At 69.3% G+C, this 20,466-nt stretch carries 15 protein-coding genes and 2 tRNA genes; 6 read left to right on the top strand and 11 right to left on the bottom strand.

Annotated elements, in window-relative coordinates:
- Window position 1 precedes the first annotated feature (1 nt).
- From ACFV6D_RS01600 to ACFV6D_RS01560, 9 genes are all read right to left on the bottom strand, one after another.
- Window positions 2-760: a hypothetical protein gene (locus ACFV6D_RS01600; RefSeq protein WP_380557758.1), complete on the bottom strand. Its 759-nt coding sequence runs from the start codon at window positions 758-760 to the stop codon at window positions 2-4.
- A gap of 215 nt (window positions 761-975) precedes the next feature.
- Window positions 976-2,388 (bottom strand): phage portal protein, encoded by a 1,413-nt coding sequence (locus tag ACFV6D_RS01595; RefSeq protein ID WP_380557568.1) that lies wholly within the window; start codon window positions 2,386-2,388, stop codon window positions 976-978.
- A 79-nt stretch (window positions 2,389-2,467) separates the two neighbouring features.
- Window positions 2,468-4,171, bottom strand: a complete 1,704-nt coding sequence (locus ACFV6D_RS01590; protein ID WP_380557565.1) for a terminase large subunit — start codon at window positions 4,169-4,171, stop codon at window positions 2,468-2,470.
- A complete protein-coding gene (locus ACFV6D_RS01585) occupies window positions 4,152-4,637 on the bottom strand; it encodes a P27 family phage terminase small subunit (protein ID WP_380557562.1) in 486 nt (161 codons plus the stop codon). The genes ACFV6D_RS01590 and ACFV6D_RS01585 overlap by 20 nt, the downstream gene beginning before the upstream one ends.
- Window positions 4,638-5,123: 486 nt before the next feature.
- Entirely contained in the window at window positions 5,124-5,327 is a 204-nt protein-coding gene (locus tag ACFV6D_RS01580) for an HNH endonuclease (RefSeq protein ID WP_380557559.1), read from the bottom strand.
- A gap of 950 nt (window positions 5,328-6,277) precedes the next feature.
- Window positions 6,278-7,051 carry a hypothetical protein gene (locus ACFV6D_RS01575; protein WP_380557556.1) on the bottom strand — a complete coding sequence of 258 codons (774 nt, stop codon included), beginning with the start codon at window positions 7,049-7,051 and terminating at the stop codon, window positions 6,278-6,280.
- A gap of 25 nt (window positions 7,052-7,076) precedes the next feature.
- The gene (locus ACFV6D_RS01570; protein WP_380557553.1) at window positions 7,077-8,774 is read right to left on the bottom strand and encodes a recombinase family protein; all 1,698 of its coding nucleotides are present in this window, start codon (window positions 8,772-8,774) and stop codon (window positions 7,077-7,079) included.
- Window positions 8,775-8,848: 74 nt separating this feature from the next.
- The gene (locus tag ACFV6D_RS01565) at window positions 8,849-9,121 is read right to left on the bottom strand and encodes a low temperature requirement protein A (RefSeq protein WP_380557550.1); all 273 of its coding nucleotides are present in this window, start codon (window positions 9,119-9,121) and stop codon (window positions 8,849-8,851) included.
- Between the two features lie 453 nt (window positions 9,122-9,574).
- On the bottom strand, window positions 9,575-11,278 hold the full coding sequence (locus ACFV6D_RS01560; protein ID WP_363370159.1) for an ABC transporter family substrate-binding protein: 1,704 nt from the start codon (window positions 11,276-11,278) through the stop codon (window positions 9,575-9,577).
- A 345-nt stretch (window positions 11,279-11,623) separates the two neighbouring features.
- Here ACFV6D_RS01560 and ACFV6D_RS01555 point away from each other — a divergent pair, with 345 nt between their 5' ends.
- The 4 genes from ACFV6D_RS01555 (at window position 11,624) to ACFV6D_RS01540 (ending at window position 15,789) form a co-directional block, all read left to right on the top strand.
- A complete protein-coding gene (locus ACFV6D_RS01555; RefSeq protein ID WP_063349271.1) occupies window positions 11,624-12,604 on the top strand; it encodes an ABC transporter permease in 981 nt (326 codons plus the stop codon).
- A 16-nt stretch (window positions 12,605-12,620) separates the two neighbouring features.
- Window positions 12,621-13,550, top strand: coding sequence for an ABC transporter permease (locus tag ACFV6D_RS01550; RefSeq protein WP_380426341.1), 930 nt, complete (start codon window positions 12,621-12,623; stop codon window positions 13,548-13,550).
- Window positions 13,547-15,628: a dipeptide ABC transporter ATP-binding protein gene (locus tag ACFV6D_RS01545; protein ID WP_380557547.1), complete on the top strand. Its 2,082-nt coding sequence runs from the start codon at window positions 13,547-13,549 to the stop codon at window positions 15,626-15,628. Before ACFV6D_RS01550 ends, ACFV6D_RS01545 begins: the two co-directional genes overlap by 4 nt.
- An 87-nt stretch (window positions 15,629-15,715) precedes the next feature.
- Window positions 15,716-15,789: transfer RNA gene (locus ACFV6D_RS01540), tRNA-Lys, on the top strand.
- A gap of 101 nt (window positions 15,790-15,890) precedes the next feature.
- Here the strand turns inward: ACFV6D_RS01540 and ACFV6D_RS01535 are convergent.
- Window positions 15,891-16,772: an alpha/beta fold hydrolase gene (locus tag ACFV6D_RS01535; RefSeq protein ID WP_380335039.1), complete on the bottom strand. Its 882-nt coding sequence runs from the start codon at window positions 16,770-16,772 to the stop codon at window positions 15,891-15,893.
- Entirely contained in the window at window positions 16,769-17,509 is a 741-nt protein-coding gene (locus tag ACFV6D_RS01530; protein ID WP_380557755.1) for a DUF998 domain-containing protein, read from the bottom strand. Before ACFV6D_RS01530 ends, ACFV6D_RS01535 begins: the two co-directional genes overlap by 4 nt.
- Window positions 17,510-17,711: 202 nt before the next feature.
- On the opposite strand from ACFV6D_RS01530, the gene ACFV6D_RS01525 reads away from it, so the two are divergent.
- Both ACFV6D_RS01525 and ACFV6D_RS01520 read left to right on the top strand, forming a co-directional pair.
- Window positions 17,712-17,785, top strand: a tRNA-Lys gene (locus tag ACFV6D_RS01525).
- 223 nt (window positions 17,786-18,008) lie between these two features.
- Entirely contained in the window at window positions 18,009-20,450 is a 2,442-nt protein-coding gene (locus ACFV6D_RS01520; RefSeq protein ID WP_380557544.1) for a transglycosylase domain-containing protein, read from the top strand.
- The last annotated feature ends 16 nt before the right edge of the window (window positions 20,451-20,466 follow it).

Here is a 20,466-nt window from a genome sequence, read left to right as displayed (position 1 = left end):
CCTACTTGATGTATCCGTGCTTCCGAAGAAGCTCTAGCTGTCGCTCCCGGTCTTCTCCGGCGAGCTTGAGAATCTGTTCGGGCATGAGACGTGGGGTGTCAGCGCGCCAGTAGCGGGAGCGGTCGCTTCGACTGAAAGTCGTTTCGGCTGCCCGCTCACCCATGCCCCGGCGGGTCGTGCCAATGCGGGTGGTCAGGGCCTCCCTGCCGGCGGCTGTCTCGATTCCCCGGCGCACGTTGACCACCTGTGACAGGTCCGCTCCCTTCTCGATGGCGTCCGCTCCGGCAGCGCCGAAGGCACGCTTCTTCTCCGCTGGGGTCATGTCCTGGAATAGCCAGTCCGGGTCTTTCGGCTGGCGGTCGCTGTCAGCGCTCAACGGCTCCATGCCGCAATCACAGCGGGGGTGCCGCGCAAAGCCCTTGCTCCGGCTGTACTTCCGACCGGCCAGTACGATGCACCGGGCACACGCGGGAAGCCGTACAACCCTCACGTAGTGGGTGACGGATGGGTGCGCGGTCATCGCCACGGAGGTGGCGGCACGGGCCGTGTCAGCAAGCTGAGTCGAGACCATGACGGCCATCTGGTTGAGGCCGGCGATAGAAGCTGCCTCCGGGCTCATGCCCAACGCCAAACCACGAGCTGTCGTGATAGCCGGCTGGTAGAGAAGGGTTGTCAGCGGACGAGCATCGGAGGCGATACCCACGAAGGCGGAGGCGTCCAGAGTGGCCAGCGGGGCGGCGGCTGCACCCTGAGCCACCATCACGGAGCCTACGAAGGCCTGAGCCCCCTCCACTGCCGTGAGCTGACCGGCCGTGACCGCCCGAAGGATGGCCGCCCCCGACTCACCTTGCATCGCGCTGAGAAGGCGATCCGGGGAAACGTCGTGCCAGATGGTCTGAACGGCTTCTACTACGCCGCGCGTACTCCCCTGAACCTCCGCGTATCGGGCCAGCGCCAGAGTCTCTGAGCCTGGCACTAGCCGGCCTCCGCCTCAGGCTCCGAAGGCGCCGGCTCAGGCTCAGGCTTCGGCCCGTACAGGCTGGCTAGGTCCCCACCGACGATGGCCGCTGCCTGGTCGTTCCTCATCGACTTCCAACGCTCAATTTCGTCCGGAGTCACGCCGGGGATGCGCTCCCACACGGCTTCGTCCGGGAGATTGAGGCTCTTGAGCTTCACCAACGCGTCCGCGTACTGGGCATCGCTGCGGAACTGGGGATCGCGCCAAACAACGTCACCCAAGCGCAACGCTTCGGCCCGTGCCGGTTCGCCGGCTGCCAGTGCCTCAAGGCGCATCAACTCCCTGAGCGCACTCCCGACGTACTTGTGACGCTCCCTGACCTTCGAGACAAGGGAGGAGTCGTCAACTTCCAGCGTGTCCGCCGCAATGTTCGCCAGTCGTCCCAGGTACCGGGGTGGGGTGCGGGTCTGAGCCGAGATGTGATCGATCAGTTCCCGGATCACCTCAAGGAACGGCCGGGGGTCGACGGCGGAGAACTCCGCAATACGGGCCGTGTCCTTCTCCAGCCAAAGAAGACGGTCCGACCGAAAGCGACCAATCGGCAGATCCTCTTCACCGACCACTTCGCCGGTATCGTCGGTGATCTCCCGGACGGGCCGATCCATACCGAGCACTGCACGAGTGGGAAGAGCCCTATCGTCCGTAGCAAGGAAGAGCTTTGCCCACTGGGAATTGATGGCGTTCTGGAGCGGGATCACGTCGCAGATCTCCGACCGGGGCGGCGTCGTCAGCCGGGTGCGGTTCGGAATTTCAACCAGCGGCACCACACCCAAGGGGTTGGGGAAGTGCGCACTCTCGGACGGGCGGAGGCCGATCACGCGCTCAGTCCACTCCCCACCAGACAGGTTCCGCTGCCAGCGGTAGACCATGCCGGGCAGAAAGAGTGTGGCTAGCTCGTGGCCTCCGTCGCGCCACACCTTGATACCCGCCGCACGAGCACGCCGGCGCCCGGGAACGTACTCAACGAGGGCTTGCCCCTCCGGCTCAAACGTGATCTCCGTGTTCACGCCGTCAGGCTTCCAGACCAGCGCATAGCACCGGCCGGTAACCAGAGAGTCCAGCATGGTGAGGCCGATCTCAACGTCACACTCGCTCGCCTTCCAGGCGCGCTGAGCGGCCTTGTCCAGGGTGCCATCCTCAAGGCGGAAGCCCAGCGGAGACATGCGTTCGATCATGGCCGTCGGAATCGTCCGGCACCAATTGTCCGAGAAGCCGTCGAAGAGGTCGCCCACCTGAGCCCGGAACTCCGGCGTAGCAAACAGAAGGGGATGTTTCCCTTCGTAATACTCACCCCAGATCCGAGACCGGACTTTTCGCGATTCCAGCTTGCGACGGAGCCGGATGGTCATCTCAAGCGGAGTCTCCGCCATGCAACCCCCTTTGGGCATGAAGAAACCCCGCCCGGTGAGCCCGGACGGGGCAGAGGCCATCGTCACGTGACGATGGTGGCTAAGCACTTGCGGCGCGGGACCGCCTAACGGGGCGCCTGACATAGCCGTCCAGCGCCATGACGGCAGCGGCTATGCCGTCGATTCGGGCGGAGGATTTCCCCCGGTCCGGCTTGACCGGCCTGAGGTTGTCGTTGCCGTCGCGGTAGACCTCAACGCACGAAGCGTGCCATCTCAGAATCGGGTGCCCGCCGTGCTTGATGCGGCCTTCCCTCAGCAAGCGCTCAAGCTCTTTCGACCCGGGCGACATGCCTAGGTATGTCTGCGCCACGGGAACCACGTCCACGCCGCGCGTCTTGGCCTCAACGCGCTGCACGAGCTGACCGGCAAACATCCTGTCGAAGCTGATTCGCTGCACGTCCAGCCGGCGGCAATCCGCGATGATCTGACGCTCAATCGCGCCATAGTCGATCGCATCGCCCTCCGTCAGCGTCAACAAGCCCTCACGAGCCCACTGCCGAAGCGGCACTTGAAGCTGTTGCTCCAACTCGTCCACGCGCTCTTCCGGTAGCCAGAAGCGGGAGATCAGTTCCAGATCCACGCCGGGCATGCGGGACTCCACGGCCAGCACCCACGCGGACAGGTCGGAGACGGCGGAAAGGTCGACCCCTCCCCATGCCCGGCGGTACCGGAAATGGGCGTCGTCCACGCTGCCGGCATTCGCGTCCCATAGCGAGAGAGGGAGCCACCTCGTCGCCGCACGCATGCGCCTGTTGAGGCTGAGACGGCAAAAGGTCGGGAAGTACGAGGGGGTACTACGGGCCTTGTTGGCTTCGCGTCGCATGTACGCCAACGACGGAGAAGCCCCGAGACCCGGGTTGGCCTTGCGCCACGTCTCCTCTGCGAACGGGTCGTCCGACTCCTCCGCCGCCCAGATGACGCCATAGTGCCCAGGATCCTCAACTACGTTGTCAGCACAGCGAGTTGTGTAAACGTGTTTTTCGTCGTAGATCGAACCTTCAACACCCTCATCCGCCGTCGTGATGTAAACGATCAGCGGTTGGTCGCGCGCGCCGGTGCCGGTTTCGATCGCGTCGATCAAGTCGCGCCTCTTGTGAACGTGGACCTCGTCCACGATCGCACCAGACACGTTCAGACCGTGAGCAGTCTCGGCTACCTTGCTCAACGCACGAAAGACACCACCGGTCCGGGGCACCCTGATGAGCCCCCGCAACACCTCAACGCGCCCACGGACAGCGCGGCTTGTGAGCGCCATCCTCTTAGCGTCGTCAAAGACCCGCTCAGCCTGAGGCAAGCTGCCAGCAGCCGCGTAGACCTCCGCACCGATCTCCCGATCGGCCAACAGCAGCACGAGGCCGATGCCGGAGCTGAGCGTTGATTTGCCGTTCTTACGCGGGATCTCCACCCACGCGCTTCTGATCACCCGGACGGCGCGGCCTAGCTCCGAGTCGTGAGCCAGCCAACCGAACAGCGGCGCGATGACCCAAACCACCTGCCACGGGCTCAACTTGAGGCGGGAGTTCCCCCACCGACCCTTCGTGTGCTTGAAGCTCTCGATTGCGGCTACGGCCCGACGGGCGGCGGCTACGTCGAAATAGGCGCCCGGTGCGTCCTTGGCCTGAGCAGCAACCACGAGCGGACGAGACCGCAGCGCGGCGGCAACGTCCTCTTCACTCAGGCCAAGCTCCAGCAAGGCCGCGTACGGCACCGGAAGCACCTCAAGATCAGTCGAAGATATCTCCATCGGCGCCCCCCGGGTCCGGCGGTGTGATCCGGGTAGCGGCAGCCGGCGAAAGGCCCAGCTCGCCGACCAGTGACCGGAAGTGACTCCGGTACTGGTGGGCAATGGTCACCCACGGACTCTTTACGTTGCCGCGCTCCGTCTCCACCACGAGCCCGCTCCGGGACAGCTCCCGTTCCGCCTGCCAGAGACGGGCCACGGTCACGCAATACTCAATGGCGGTCTCCCGCTGAGGATCGGTGAGGCCGGCGGAGATGACCAGCGCGGGCACGGTGCGCGCCCAGACTTCGGCGGCTTTCTCCCGGACGGCGGCGATGTCGCCAGCACGGCCCGGCATGATCTCCAGCCAGTCCGGCTCAACCGGGTCCGCCGGGGCGAACGAGGCGCCCTCAGAGTCACGGTCCGGGCGGAAGGTCCCTTCCCGGATGGCCTGGAGATGGGGCTTCGGCTTCTGGCCACGAGCGGCCACGGTCGGTCACCTCCCGCAGAAACGGCCCTATGAGCCACGGTAGTTTTTTCCCTCCCTGCCGCGCCGGGAGCCCGGGGGTAGGGGGTCACCCCCCTGGTAAACCCGCAGGTCAGAAGGGTGGAGCTTCCGGGCGACGCTCAGCAGCCCATCCGCCAGGCTGGAGCCGCGCGGTCTCCCGGTTATGACACAGAGTGCACAACGGTCGAAGGTTTTTCGGAGCGTCAGGGTTGGCTTCACCTTGCTCCACGAGCTGTCGCCGGCTCAGCGGCCAGTGGTCAGCCACGGTCGCGGACTTCGAGCACAGCACACACCACGGGTTCGCATACAGGTACGCCTTCCGGATGCCGGGCCAGCGTGGACCGTACGCGCTACCACCTGGAGTGAAGCGCTGTCGGTTAGCCTGCCGCTCGTGCGCACGGCACCGACCACCCTTGGTCAGCTCAGGGCACCCGGGGATAGGGCAGGGGGTACGAGGCTTGAAGGGCATCAGAAGGGGGGCTTCTGGAAGTCGAAGTCCCGACGGGTCTTGAGCTTGTGGCAGGGGCGACAGAGCGTCTGTACGTTGTCGTCAACGTCCTGTCCGCCATGGGCAATGGGCTTGATATGGTCCACGTCGATAGCGGACCCAAGGAAGCGAAGGCCGCATGCCTCACAGTGGCTGCCCCCGGCCCTATGAATGGCCTTGCGCATCCTGGCAGCCGCACCCGTGCCGGCGGCTATGGCCACGCGACGCGCACGGACAGACCTCGTGTTCCGAACCATGCTCCACCCCCGAACGAAGAGCCATCGTCACGTGACGATGGTGGCCTTGGGAGACTGAGCGCGCTTGCAACCCCTTTCGGCAGCCCCGAAAGGCTGGTTACTCATGGGCGGCTCAGTCCCCCGCTCCGCCACACGACGCCGGCAGCCACCCCGGTAACGCGGGGTGCGTGGTGCACGGGCGGAAGCAGAGAGAGTGCGGGCCCTCTGACCGCCGATCCGGCTAGGGGTGCGCGGGAATCCCGCCCTCTCTGGGGGAACTGGAGAGCATCGGTCACCCGGATCTGATAAACCTCGGAGTGATGAGTGACGGGCGAAACGCTCCATCCGGTATCTCTATAGGACTCTCTTAGGAGATATTGGAAGTGGCGTAAAAACTGTCACTCATCACCACTGGGAACCCCTCCGCTGTCCACCGGACCCCGCTGGCGTTGGGCCTGCCCTGTGCAATGTGACATTGCATATGTAGGCGTGCAAAATGCCGTACGCGTCCAGGGGTAGCGCATCAGTCCACCGGGGCGGGGTGGTCTCGCAGGTACCACTTCCAGTACGAGGGCCCGCCGGGCTTCCCGTCCTTGAACCACTCCGGGGCATCGTCGCCGGCGTCTTCCAGGCACAAAGCGCACCGCCAACCCAAGTCCCGCCACGAGCCCTTGAACGACGGGTGGCGTTCGATTCGGGCACCACAGAGCGTACGTCCAGCCCTCTGCGGGTCGAGAAGGTGTGTGTAGAGGTCGTTACAGGTTCCGCAGTACGGGTCGTCGTTCGCGTCCACGCTCGTCCCTTCATCGGCCGGGTGCCCCGTCTCCCTTATACAGAACGCCAAGAGCCCCCGGCGGTCGCTTGGACCAACCAGGGGCTCACGGTGGGGTGGTGTGCCACTACTCAGCGACCACCGGGGTTACGGTGAGCGGGCCCGCCTTGGAGCCGGTCTGTACCGCTACGTTGACGGCTTCCGTCAGGTGAGCGTCACAAGTGTGCTCGGTGAATGCCGCCGTGTCGTGTGCCCTCTGGTACGGCTGGTCCACCCGGAGAGTGGCCACGTCTCCGCACTCAAAGCACAGTTCCGGTCCGTGTTCGTTCCGGGGCAGCTGCTCCACGTCTTCGGGCCAGCCGGAACCATCAGGGTGAAGCCACCAGTCCCACACGAGGCTGACGGCTTCTTCCAGGGTGCGTACGAGGGGCCGCGCGTCATGGTGGTCGCCCGGGACCCTGACCACCAACCGCCCGCCGTCGGCCCGTTCGACTCCACCCCACGTCCGTTCTACGCCGTCCGTGCCACGCCAGCGAAGAAGGACAGTTCCCCGTGCAGTGTGCACCGGGTGCCAGTCTCGATGGCGTACCGCTATGTGCTTCCCGGTGCCGACCGGCTCCGGACCCTTCAACCGGTCCTGCGGAGCCATCACGGTCATCTGCAACAGGCGGGCCGTCCGATGCTTCGACGGCTCGTTGACCGCCACGCCGTCACGTACCAGCAACGTCAACGGGCGAGGCGGGTAGTTCTCTTCAACCGCCCCTTCGACCGGGCCGGCGACGCCTTCGAGCGCGTACCCCCACGCCCAGCCCTTGGCCTGGTCTTCCGGGTGGGCCCGTGCCCACACACCCCCGTTCAGGTCAACCACGAGGTCCCCGGGCTCCCACACTTCGGCACTCATGTTTTCTCTCTCCTGTCTGGTTGAGTCAGGCTACCGAGGCAATCTGACGCTCACGGTGCTTCATGACCGCCGTCATCGCCTCTGCTGCGTCGCTTCGCCCGGCGGTGTCGCGCCAGTGCACGAGCATCCGATCGGTTATGGACGGAGCCTTCTCGCCTTCCGGCAAGTCACCCGGGAGAGGCTGGAGCACGACCTTCGTCAGGGTGGCATCCAGCAACTTCCGGCGTCCGTCCACTCCACCGTTCTCCCAGAGCCTCAGAAGAGCCTGCGGGTCCATGAGCGGAGTCAGATCCGTTTCGGCGGACAGTTCTTCGAGTTCCTTCTTCATGCCCTCAATCTGCGCTGCTACCTGATCCCGAAGGTTCTCGTATTCGCGCTCGTCCATCTTGCTGGCTCCAAGGAAATACTCCTTGTTGAGCTTCATTTGGCGTGACACGGCGTTGTCGAGAGCAGCTGACACGGTCTTTTTCCGCTTTTCCTTCGCCGGGTCCTGATAGCTGAGCCAGCGACGGGCAATGTTCTGAATCGTGGGGGACTCCGGCGGAAGGTTAAGAATATGGTTCAACCACAATTCCCCCATGGCCGCTTCGGCTTGCGGCCTGGCAACACTGATCCCCTTACAAGCGGTCTCGCCTTTATTGATTCGGTTGTTGCACCGGTAGTTGGTGCCACCGTTTCCCATGGGACCCCCGCAGTAAGGGCAGTTGAAAAATCCGGCAATGATTGCAACCCTTTCCCGTTGTCCGCGTGCACGATTTCCGATCGTGGTCCCCGGGCGGGATCGACTCTTGAAGATACCGTCTATCGTAAGGAATTCTTCGTAGTCGACCACACCTTCCCCGCATTCGACCGGGTGACCGTCTGCGTCCATGAGCGGGGTGCTACTTCGGTGGTACTTGTCTGTCGGGTTCCCGAACTCGTCAAGGATTCGTTCCCGATTGGGAACGAGGCCAGCCCAGCTCACAGAATGGGCCATGTTGATGATGCCCTGAGCACTCCAGAGCTTGCCCTTGCGGGTCCGAATCTTTCGGCCGTTGTAGTCCGCTGCGATTTCAGCGGGAACCGTGCGCTCAAGGAGGGCTTCGGCAATTGGGCGCGCAAACCCATACTCGGTGATCCCGTGCGCCAGCTTTCCGTCAACGCAGATGAGGCCGTACGGAGTTACGCCGCCGGGCCAGATTCCCTCAGCCTTGTGGGCGTCAATCCCGATTTTCGTCCGGATTGAAATGTCCTTGGCTTCTTCGCGGGCACGCTCGGAGAGCCACGCGAACATTATGCGACCGGTACGAGAGTCCAGCCCCTCAATAACGCTGAAAATCCACGCGCCACGCTTCTCGAACTCATCCAGCAGCAAGCCGACTTGACCCATGCCACGCCGACTCAACCGGTCGGTCTTCCAGACGTACAGGGTCTTGGACAGCCCCTCAAGGACTGCCGTAACGGCGCCGTCGAACTCTTCACGCTTGACGTACGCCTTGCTGGCGGAGCGCTGTTCGAACCAGACATGCCGGATGCTCTTGCCGTCCCGCATGGCCTGACGGACCACGTCCCGGACGTGCTCCCGGAGCGTCGTCACGTCGTCGCGCTTGTTGCTGCGCCTGATGTACGCCTCTGCCAGCGTGTGAGCGGGTCCAACGGCCGGCTCCCACAGTCCCAAGAGACGAAGCTCCGCCTCTTCGAACCCCAAACCGAGCAACGTGGCCCGGTCCTTGCGCTCTTCCATCCTCAGACCTCCAGACATGCCCCTTCCGGGCCTGCCTGGAGTGCATCGGATTCCCCGATGGACGTTCCCGCAGGTCAGAGGGGTAGTGATCTGTTAGTCCACTTGCACCAGATCGCAAAAAAAGCAATCGAGTAGCCGCGCAGGCCGTCGCCGTAGTGGCCGGCCGCCAGGGAGTGGGCGAGTTCGCGCCCGGCCTGGCCGACGGCGACCACGAAGCAGAGGTCGAAGAAGAGTTCCAGCGGGGTGGCGACCCGGTGCGGCTCGTCCCGGTCGCGCGGGACCATCCGGCGCACCGGGGGCGGGTCGACGGGGCGCGGGTGGGGGGCGGCGGCGGATTCGCTGGCCATCGGTGCTGCTCCGGGTTCGGGAGGGGCTGGCTGTCCCGCGCATCCTGGCAGCGGCCCGGGCCCCGCGCACGCACCGGCGCGACGGGCGCAGCGGTTCGCGATCCCGGGGTCGATTGCGCCGTTCGTCCCCTTTTTTCCTTGCCGTCAGCCGTAGTTGACGCCCCGGTGCGCGAACCGGGTGACAGCGCGGCGGGTTTCCGGGCGCGCCCCGCGCGCTGCGCCGCGGCCGGCCGGACGGCCCCGCTAGATTCGTCCCCGGTTGGAAGCGAGCGCGGGCCTTGCGGGGCCCCACGACACGGGCGGCCTGCGGGCAACGCGGAAGGTCAAGGCCGGTGGCAGGAGAACGGGGGCGGCAGAGCCGACCTTCCCGTGTCCGTACCACCGGCCTCGTGATCACCGCGCTGCTCGCCAGCGCCTGCCGCCCGTTCGCTCTCGCCGCGTCCGCGGCGGGGACTACTTCTCCCAGCCGACCTTGGCGTAGTCCTCCCCGGCCAGGCCGAAGGCACCGTAGTTGGCGAGGCCCTTGCGCGTCGCCACCACGGTCGGCCGCTGGTAGAGCTCGACGGTGTGGCCGAGCTCCCAGATCTTCGCGTCGGCCTGGTTGTAGAGCTTCGCGGCCTCCACCGGGTCGACCGTCCCGGCCGCCTTCTTGAGCAGGTCGTCGACCTCCTGGCTGCCGATCCGCGAGGGGTTGTTGAAGGTGTTGTCCCCCACCGGCAGACGGAAGTTGCCCAGGCTCTTGGAGAGCGGGAACGAGTCGGTGTTGCGCCAGCTCGCGATCTCGAACTTGCCCGGGTTCACGTACTTGGTGAAGAAGTCGTTGGCGGGCACCTTGTCCAGGCTCACCTTGACCCCGGCCTGCAGCCACATCGCGGCGGCGGCGGTGGCCAGGTCGATCTGGGCCTGCGGGGTGGACTCGTTGACCGTCCAGTGCAGTTGCAGCGACTGGCCGTCCTTGGTGCGCGGCTGGCCGGCGCCCGCCTCCTTCCAACCGGCGTCGTCCAGCAGCTTCTTGGCGGCGGGGACGTCGAACTTCGCCCACTCGCCCGAGTTGTCCTGGTAGCCGGTCTGGTTGGGCATGAAGATGTGGTTGCCGAGCGGCTTGAACTCCACCGGCACGCCGTTGTTGGCGATCTTGATCAGCGCGGACCGGTCGAGCGCCTTGCCGAGCGCCTGGCGGACCTTCTGGTCCGCCAGCGCGCCGCCGGAGCCGAAGGAGATGTGCACCTCGTCCCACGGGCTGGCGGCCCGGATCGCGGTGTCCTTGGCGTCCTTGAGCTGCCCGTACGCGGCGGCGGTGCCGGCCGTGGCGAGGTCGATCTCGTTGTTGAGGTACGACTGGGTGGTCGCGGACTGGGTCATCACCCGGAAGGTGATCTTGTCCGCCTTGGCCTTGGTGCCCCACCAGGCCGGGTCCGGGACGAGGGTGAGGGTCTGCGCGGTCTTGTCCGCCACGCCGACCTTCAGCGCGCCCGCGGTGATCGGGATCTTCTCCACCCAGCCCTTGTTGAAGTCGTCCGGGGTGGCGATGCCGGCCGCCGGGATCAGCGGGCGGAACAGGTTCTGCCAGTCCGCGTACGGCTCGGAGAAGGTGACCTTCACCTCGCTCGGGTCGGCCCCCTGCTCGACGGCGGAGATCTGCTCGTAGCCGGACGGGTCGGCGATGTTGTACGCCGGGTCCTTGCCGTTGCTGGCCTGCCAGTCGGCCTTGAAGTCCAGGTAGCTGAGCGGCTTGCCGTCCGACCACTTGGCCTTGGGGTTGAGCTTGTAGGTGATCACCTCGGGCGAGGTCGAGGTGACCTTGGCGTCCAGCAGGTAGTCGGTGTCGGGCTGGAAGGTGCCGGAGGCGTCCGTGTTGAAGAGCGACGGCTCCAGGGCGCGCATGATCGAGACCGCGTCGCCGTAGGTGCCGTCCACCTGGAACGGGTTCCACTGGGTGATCCACTGGTACAGCGGGAACCGCACCTCGCCGCCGTCCTTGACCTGGTCCAGCGGCTTGGCGTTGATGTCCTGGGAGTCCTGCCGGGGCGGCTCGCTCTTCGCCACCTTGTCGGCCGAGCCGCCCCCGCCCGAGGTGCACGCGGTGACCGCCAGCGCGACGGCGACGGCGAGGGCCGTCGCCCGGCCGAGGCGGCGGGCCGTGGTGGAAGCGTCCATGGAGTCCCCCTGGTGAGGTCTTCGAAACGGGCGGTAACGGGCAGTTGTGCCGCGCGAGGTGTGGCGGGGCTTGAGCGTGGGCAGCCAAGTCGGCACCGGGCCAGCAGAACGTAACAGCCGATCAGTTCCGTCACCAGGGGGAGGACCGCACACCTGATCCAGAAGTCATCTGCGGCAATACCGCCGCAACACCCCGGCCTCGCACCGGTGCCAGACTCTGACCTGCGCTTTCCCCGTACCGCCCCGTCCCCCTGCCGTCCGAAGGCCTGAACGGGCCCCGACCGAAGGCCACCACCCGATGCCCACCAGACGCGTCGGCCCCTCCCCCACCCCGGGCGGCCGTTGATGTTCCGTTACCTGGCGAAGCGCCTGAGCTACTACGCGGTGCTGCTGATCGCCGCCGTCTTCCTGGCGTACGCGATCTCCGCGACCGCCCTCCAGCCGCGCACCTACTTCGACGCCAAGGTCCCCCGCCCGGCCGCCGAGTCGGTCGAGCGCCAGCTCACTGCGCTCAACCTGAACGACCGCACCCCGGTCGTCGAACGCTTCGGCCACTGGGCCGACGGGCTGCTCCACGGCGACCTCGGCCGGACCATCCACGACACCCCGGTCACCGACGACTTCGGCCGCCGGGTCTGGGTCTCGCTGCGGCTGCTGCTGCTCGGCAGCCTGCTCGGCATCGTCCTCGGCATCGCCGCCGGGGCCTGGAGCGCCGTCCGCCAGTACCGGATCTCCGACCGGCTGCTCACCGTGCTCTCCTTCGTCCTGCTCTCCACCCCGGTCTTCCTGGTCGCGCTGTTCCTCAAGAACGGCGCCATCGCCGCCAAGGACGCGGCCGGCCACGACGTCATCCCGTTCACCGGCTACGAGACCCCCGGACTGACCGGCGGCCTCGGCGCCCACCTCGCCGACTGGGCGCTGCACCTGCTGCTGCCCACCATCTCGCTCGCACTCGGCGGCCTCGCCACCTACAGCCGCTACCAGCGCGGCACCATGCTCGACGTGCTCGGCTCCGACTACCTGCGCACCGCCGAGGCCAAGGGGCTCACCCGCCGCCGGGCGCTGGTCAAGCACGGGCTGCGGACCGCGGTGATCCCGATGTCGACCATGTTCGCCTACAGCTTCCTGGGCATCTTCACCGGCGCGATCTTCACCGAGACGATCTTCGGCTGGCACGGCATGGGCGAGTGGCTGATCCAGTCGATCAACGAACAGGACGTCAACTCGGTCGTCGCCGTCAACCTGTTCACCGCCGTCGTCGTCCTCGCCTCCGGCTTCCTCGCCGACACCCTGCACGCCGCCCTCGACCCGCGCGTGCGGTCCTGACCGGAGGTGAACTGACGTGACCACCGTCGCCGTGGACCCGGCCGCCCCGGCCGCCGCCCCCCGCACCACCGGCCGGGCCCGGCTCGTCCTCGCCCGGCTGCTCGCCGCCCGCGGGGCCGTCGCCGGAGCCGTGATCGTCCTGCTGCTGTTCGCACTCGCCTTCGGCGGGCCGTACCTGACGCCCTGGGACTACGCCGCCCCCGACTTCGGCGCGCTGCACCAACCGCCGTCCGCCGAGCACTGGTTCGGCACCAACGGGATCGGCCAGGACGTCTTCGCGCAAACCGTCCGCGGCCTGCAGAAGTCGCTGGTCATCGGCCTGCTGGTGGCGCTGTTCTCCACCGTGCTGGCCTCCCTGGTCGGCGCCTGCGCCGGCTACTTCGGCGGCTGGGCCGACCGCGCGCTGATGTTCGCGGTGGACCTGCTGCTGGTCTTCCCCAGCTTCCTGATCATCACCATCGTCTCGCCCCGGCTGAAGAGCGCCGGCTGGATCGCCTTCGTGCTGCTGCTCGCCCTGTTCAACTGGATGATCACCGCCCGGGTGGTCCGCTCGATGACCATCTCGCTGCGCGAGCGCGAATTCGTCCGCGCCGCAAGGTTCATGGGGGTGCGGCCGCTGCGGATCATCACCCGCCACATCCTGCCGAACGTCGCCTCCTTCCTCATCATCGACGCCACCATCGCGGTCGGCGGCGCCGTGATGAGCGAGACCGCGCTCTCCTACTTCGGCTTCGGCGTCAAACCGCCGGACGTCTCGCTCGGCACCCTGCTCGCCGCCGGGACCAGCGAAGCCCCGGTGTTCCCCTGGCTGTTCTACTTCGCCGCCGGGCTGCTGGTGCTGTTCGTCCTCGCCGTCAACCTGATCGGCGACGGGCTGCGCGATGCCCTCGACCCCACCGCCGGGGGCGCGCCCCGCCGCCGCTCCGCCCGGAGGAAGAAGCCGTGACCACCACCGTCGACACCCCCCTGCTCGCCGTCAGCGACCTGCGGGTGGACTTCGCCGGGCCGCACGGCCCCGTCCCCGCCGTCCGCGGGGTGGACCTCACCCTGCGGCGCGGCGAGACCCTCGGCATCGTCGGCGAGTCCGGCTCCGGCAAGTCCGTCACCGCGCTGTCCGTGCTCGGACTGCTGCCCAAGACGGCCGGCGTCCAGGGCTCAGTGCGACTGGACGGGCGGGAACTGGTCGGGCTGCCCGGCAAGGAGCTCGCCGCGATCCGCGGCCGCCGGATCGCCATGGTCTTCCAGGACCCGCTGTCCGCTTTCACCCCGGTCTACCGGATCGGCGACCAGATCGCCGAGGCCGTCCGCATCCACCAGCGGGTCGACCGGGCCGCCGCCCACCGCCGGGCCGCCGAACTCCTCGACCTGGTGGGCATCCCGGCCCCCGAACGGGCCCTGGACAGCTTCCCGCACGAGTTCTCCGGCGGCATGCGCCAGCGCGCGATGATCGCCATGGCGATCGCCAACGACCCCGACATCCTGCTCGCCGACGAGCCGACCACCGCGCTGGACGTCACCATCCAGGCCCAGGTGCTGGACGTGCTGCGCACCGCGCAGCGGGAGACCGGCGCGGCCCTCGTCCTGGTCAGCCACGACCTCGGGGTGATCGCCGGGATGGCCGACCGGGTCGCGGTGATGTACGCGGGGAGGGTGGTCGAGACCGCCGGGGTGGACGAGCTGTTCGCGGCCCCGCGCCACCCGTACACACTCGGCCTGATCGGCGCGGTGCCCCGGCTGGACGGGCTCGGCGGCCCGCTCGTCCCGATCCCCGGCGCACCCGCCCCGATGGCCGACCTGCCGCCGGGCTGCCCGTTCGCCGCCCGCTGCCCGCTCGCGGAGGAGCGCTGCTCGGCGGCGGAGCCGGAACTGGCCGGGGGCGACGGGCACCTGGCGGCGTGCGTCCGGTCGGCGGAGCTGGCCGAGCGGCGGCCCGCGCCGGCCGACGTCTACCCGGTGCCGGCGCTTCCGGCCCCGTCGGCCGCTCCGGAGGACCGGGGGGACCGGGGGGACCGGGGCTCGCGGGCGCCGGTGCTGGCGGTGAGCGGCCTTGGCAAAACGTTTCCGCTCCTCAAGGGCACGGTGTTCAAGCGCCGGGTCGGCGAGGTCTACGCGGTGGACGGCGTCGACCTGGACCTCCGGGAGGGCGAAACCCTCGGCCTGGTCGGGGAGTCCGGCTCCGGCAAGTCCACCACGCTGTTCGAACTGCTGAACCTCACCGCCCCCGAGACCGGCCGGATCGAACTGCTCGGCCACGACACCGCCAAGCTCTCCCGCGCCGAGGCCCACCGGCTGCGCGCCCGACTGCAGATCGTCTTCCAGGACCCGATGGCCAGCCTCGACCCGCGGATGCCGATCGGCGACATCATCGCCGAACCGCTGCGCGCCCAGCACGCCGCCCGCGAGGAGATCGCCCGCCGGGTGCCCGAACTGCTGCACCAGGTCGGCCTCGACCCGGACCACGCCGCCCGCTACCCGCACCAGTTCTCCGGCGGGCAGCGCCAGCGCGTCTCCATCGCCCGGGCCCTGGCCGTCCGGCCGAAACTGCTGGTCCTGGACGAACCGGTCTCCGCCCTGGACGTCTCCATCCAGGCCGGGGTGCTCAACCTGCTGCAAGCGCTCAAGGCCGAACTCGGCCTCTCCTACCTGTTCGTCTCGCACGACCTCTCGGTGATCCGGCACCTCGCCGACCGGGTCAGCGTCATGTACCTCGGGCGGACGGTCGAACAGGGCGAGGTCTCCGCCGTCTTCGACCGCCCCCGGCACCCGTACACCCGCGCCCTGCTCTCCGCCGTCCCGCTGCCCGACCCCGCCGCCGAGCGCGCCCGCGACCGCATCCTGCTCGCCGGCGACCCGCCCTCCCCCACCGAGCGCCGCACCGGCTGCCCCTTCCGCACCCGCTGCCCGGTGTACGCCCGCCTCGCCGACCCGGCCGCCCGCACGCGGTGCGAACAGGAACGGCCGGCGCTCCTCGGCGACACCCCGGCACAGGACCACCAGGCGGCCTGCCACTACCCGGAGTCGTAGCCGGCCGCCTGCGATCACTACGGGTGACCACTCGAAAGCGATTCGGCGGATCGACCGGGCGCCGTGTAAAGTTCTCCGAGTCAGCAGGCGCCGCTAGCTCAGTTGGTTAGAGCAGCTGACTCTTAATCAGCGGGTCCGGGGTTCGAGTCCCTGGCGGCGCACATGGCAAGGTCTCAGGCCGCTCACTTCGGTGGGCGGCCTGAGGCGTTTCAGTGGGCCTTTCAGTAGGCGCCGCAGTAGGCGCCGCAGCGGATGCCCGGCCTCAGCCGGTGTCCAGGACGGCGGAGGCCACCGCGTCCGGGCGGTCGAACATCACCAGGTGCCCGGCCGGGGCGGTGGTGCGGTAGTCGGCCCCGAGCAGCGCCGCGAGCTCCCGCTGGCCGGCCAGCCACTCCTCGGTACGGCGGCTGCGGCAGCCGTCGTCGGCGGCGAGCACGGTGACCGGCAGGCCCTCCGGCAGCGGCCGGGTGCGCCGCAGCCCGTCCACCTCGGCGGCCAGGTCGAGGTAGCGCGCGTTCTCCCGCAGCAGGGCGCGCAGGGCCCGGCCGGTGCGGTAGCAGTGCCGCACCAGCGGCGCCGGGGCGAGGTCCTCGCGGCAGACCGTGGACAGCCGGGCCGTCAGCCGGCGGGCGGCCGGGCCGAGCAGGTACGGCACGGCGACGGCGGTGGCGGCGCCCGCGAGCGCCCGGGCCGCCAGGTCGCGCGCGCCGGGGGCCGGGTACGGTCGGGCCGCCGGCTCGACGCTGCTGTCCACCAGGACCAACCCGGCGGCCCGGTCGGGGTGCAGCCGGGCGAAGGCCTCGACGTGGAAGCCGGCCAGCGAGTGGCCGACGACGGTGCAGGGCCCGCGCAGCCCGAGGCCGTCCAGCACCGCGCGGATCCGCTCGGCCTCGCCGGCGGCCGTCGGGGCGGGCCGCCCGGTGGCGGGCTCGGGGGCGCTCAGCCCGTAGCCGGGCCGGTCGAAGCGGACCACGGTGCGGTAGGGCGTGAGGAAGGGGACGACCAGGTCCCAGTCGAACCAGCTGCTGCCGAGGCCCCCGGTGAGCAGGCAGACCGGGCCGCTGCCCTCGGTACGGACGTGCAGCGGGACGCCGTCGACGCGCAGGAAGCGCGCCCGGGTGCGGGGGTCGTCGGGTGCGGTCATGCCGGCTCCCGGCCCGGGGGCCGTTCGGCCGACCGGGGCCCCCGGTGCGCCGGCGGAGAAGCGTCGGACCAGGTGGATTCGTCGCCCGGCACCCCCGCGGGGAGGGCCAGGCTCAGCGCCAGGACGGCCAGCCAGAGCGCCACCAGCAGCACCTGGAGCCGCTGGCCGGCCCCGAGCGCCCAGGTGCCGCGCCCGGCCTCGAAGGCGGCGATCGCGGCCAGGCTCCAGCCGGTGGCCAGCAGTTCGGCGCCGAGCAGCCAGGGCCCGATCCGGCGCACCGGCGGCCACCAGCCGTAGCGGCGGGCGGCCACGGTGAGCGCGGCCAGCCCGGTGAGCGCACCGAGCATGGCGAGGCTGCTGGTGACGGCGTGCGCGGTGTGGGTCGCGGGGACGAGCCCGGCGGTCTCGCGGGCGGCGCACATCTCGTCGCTGGTGGGGGCGCAGCTGAGCGGCAGCCGGGAGTCGGCGGCGGTCGCCGCGCCGAACAGGGCGAGGGCGGACCAGCCGACCACCGCCCACCCGCGCCGGGCACCGCGCGGCCCGGCCTGCCCGCCGGCGAGGGCGGTGACGGCAGCGGCGAGCACACAGAGCCCGGCGGCCAGGTCGGTGGCCCGGAACAGGCCGCCCAGCGGCTGGTCCTCGGCCGCGAGTTCGCTGATGTACGCCTGCACCGGGTCGAGTCCGGTGCTCAGCACGACCTCCAGCACCCACGCGGTGTACGCCGTGGCGCTGAGCATCAGCAGCGCGGCGACCGCCTTCCGCGCGTTCGGGTGTCCGGGCTTGGGGCTGGGCACCGTTCCACCCTAACCGGCGGCGAACTGCACCCCAACCGGGCGGAAACGGACAGCTCGGCGGCGGGCCGGCTCCCGCGCGGATGCGGGCGGTTCCGGGCGGTTCGAGGCACCCGCCGGGACCGTGTATTGTTTTCCAGGTCAGCAGGCGCCGCTAGCTCAGTTGGTTAGAGCAGCTGACTCTTAATCAGCGGGTCCGGGGTTCGAGTCCCTGGCGGCGCACAGACATTTGGGGAGCCTCTCGCAGCAGCGAGGGGCTCCTCAATTTTTTGGCCTTCGACGTCCGTTTTGCGTGTGATGTCGGTCTCGATTGCCGTTCCGGTGGAGCCAATCGGCCCGCCCGGCTCGTCCAGGGCAGTAAACCGGAATCGGGACAAAGGTCCCTAACCACCGATGTCCCCGTCCGTGCAGGCTGACCCGGTCCGCCCGCAGGAAAGGCCGCGCCTTGTCCGAGAACGCCCAGAGCGGCCGTCGCACGCCGTCGACAGGCCTCCGACCGGTCAAACGCTTCCAGCGCGCCGCCCCCGCGACCGGCGGCAGGAAGCCCCGCCGTCCGAAGCGCACCGGCTGGCGCCGGCTGATCCCCACCTGGCGGATGAGCCTGCTCGGCCTCGCCGTGGCCCTGCTGCTCGGCGTCGGCCTGTTCGCGCTCGGGGTCACGCTGGTGAAGGTCCCCGACGCGCACGCCGCCGCGACCGCGCAGAGCAACACCTGGCTCTACGCCGACGGCTCCGTGATCACCCGCACCGGCCAGACCAACCGGCAGAACGTCAGCCTGGACAAGGTCTCCCCCGCCGCCCAGCACGCCGCACTGGCCGCCGAGGACCGCAACTTCTACCACGAGGGCGCCGTCAACGTGCAGGGCCTGCTCCGGGCCGCGGTCAACACCGCCAAGGGCGCGGGCACCCAGGGCGGCTCCACGATCACCCAGCAGTACGTGAAGAACACGTACCTGAACCAGAAGCAGTCGGTCACCCGCAAGGTGAAGGAACTCTTCATAGCCATCAAGGTGGACGCCACCGAGAGCAAGGACGACGTCCTCTCCGGCTACCTGAACACCTCCTACTACGGCCGCGGCGCCTACGGCATCCAGGCCGCCGCCCACGCGTACTTCGGCGTCGACGCCTCCGCGCTCGACCCCGCCCAGGGCGCCTACCTGGCCACCCTGCTGAACGCCCCGAGCGCCTACGACGTGGCCACCGCGACCCCGGCCGGCAAGCAGAACGCCGTCAACCGCTGGAACTACGTGCTGGACGGCATGGTCAAGGAGGGCTGGCTCTCCGCCGAGGAGCGGTCCGCCATCACGTTCCCGGACGTCAAGGACCCGCAGCCCAACCCGGGCCTGTCCGGCCAGACCGGCTACCTGGTGAACGAGGCCACCCAGTACCTCACCTCGAACCAGGTCATCAGCGAGACCGAGCTGGCCAAGGGCGGCTACACGATCAAGCTGAGCATCGACCCGGCCCGCCAGCAGGCCCTCCAGGACTCCGTCCAGGCGCAGCTGCGCGACACCCTGAACCCGGACAAGCGGAAGAAGGACGCGGCCGCCCAGGCCGGCGCCGTCTCCGTGGACCCGAAGACCGGCGCGGTCGTCGCCCTCTACGGCGGCGTCGACTACGTCAAGCACTACGTCGACAACGCGACCCGGCGGGACTACCAGGCCGGCTCGACCTTCAAGGCGATCGCCCTGGCGGCCGCGTTCGAGAACAACGCCAAGACCCAGGACGGCCGGACCGTCACCCCGCGCACCGTCTACGACGGCACCAGCGGCCGCAAGGTCCGCGGCGGCAAGGGCACCCCGTACGCGCCGCCGAACGAGGGCGACAGGAGCTACGGCCAGATCTCCCTCCAGCAGGCCACCGACTGGTCGGTCAACTCGGCGTTCGCCCAGCTGGCCCAGGACACCGGGCTCCAGAAGGTCAAGGACACCGGCATCGCGCTGGGCCTGCCCGGCAGCACCCCGGGCCTCGACCCGGTGCCGTCCATCCCGCTCGGCGCAGCCACCCCGAGCGTGCTCGACATGGCCGGCGTGTACGCGGCGCTGGACAACGGCGGCAAGCAGATCACCCCGTGGCTGGTGCAGTCCGTGGACCGCGAGGGCGAGGCCCTCCCGCTGCCCGTGCACAAGACCACCCAGGCGATCAGCACGGACACCGCGAACCAGGTCACCTCGATGCTCCAGGGTGTGGTGAGCGACCCGGGCGGCACCGGCTGGCGAGCGAAGGCACTGGGCCGCCCGGTGGCAGGCAAGACCGGCACCACCGACGACCAGAAGTCGGTCTGGTTCGTCGGCTACACCCCCGAGCTGGTCACCTCGGTGGCCCTGTTCGGCCAGGACCCGGGCAACGGGGCCCAGGTCAGTCTGAGCGGCGTCGGCGGGATCGACGGCGCGGCGGGCGGCCAGTTCCCGGCGCAGATCTGGACCAGCTACATGAAGGCGGCGCTCAAGGGCGTGCCGGTCAGCGACTTCCAGACCCCGGCCGACGGCGGCGACTCCTCCGGCGCCACCGATCTGCCGACGGCCCCGTCCTCGCCGAGCGCCACCCCGTCGACCGGGACCGGCTCGAACGGCGGCTCGACCGCCCCCGCGGCGCCGACCACCCCGCCGAGCGACGGCGCCGGGGCCGGCTCGGGCTCGGGCTCGGGCTCGGGTCCGACCACGCCGGCCGGCGGCTCGAACTCCGGCGGCGGCGGCGTGACCAGCCCGCCGACCGCGCCCCCGGCCACCCAGCAGCCGACCGCCCCGCCGACGACGCGGCCCACCGGGCGGCCGACCGGCCGGCCGACACCCTCCACCGGCCCGACCACGGCGCCGACCACCCAGCCGACCACCCAGCCCACGGGCGGGCCGGACACGCCCACCGGGGCGGGGGCGAACGCCGGGTAGCGGCGGCGGGGGGGCT

This window comes from Kitasatospora sp. NPDC059812, from assembly GCF_042732075.1.
Lineage (GTDB): Bacteria > Actinomycetota > Actinomycetes > Streptomycetales > Streptomycetaceae > Kitasatospora.
Note: the sequence above shows the minus strand (reverse complement) of the source record. Positions and strands in the feature narration are given on the sequence as shown.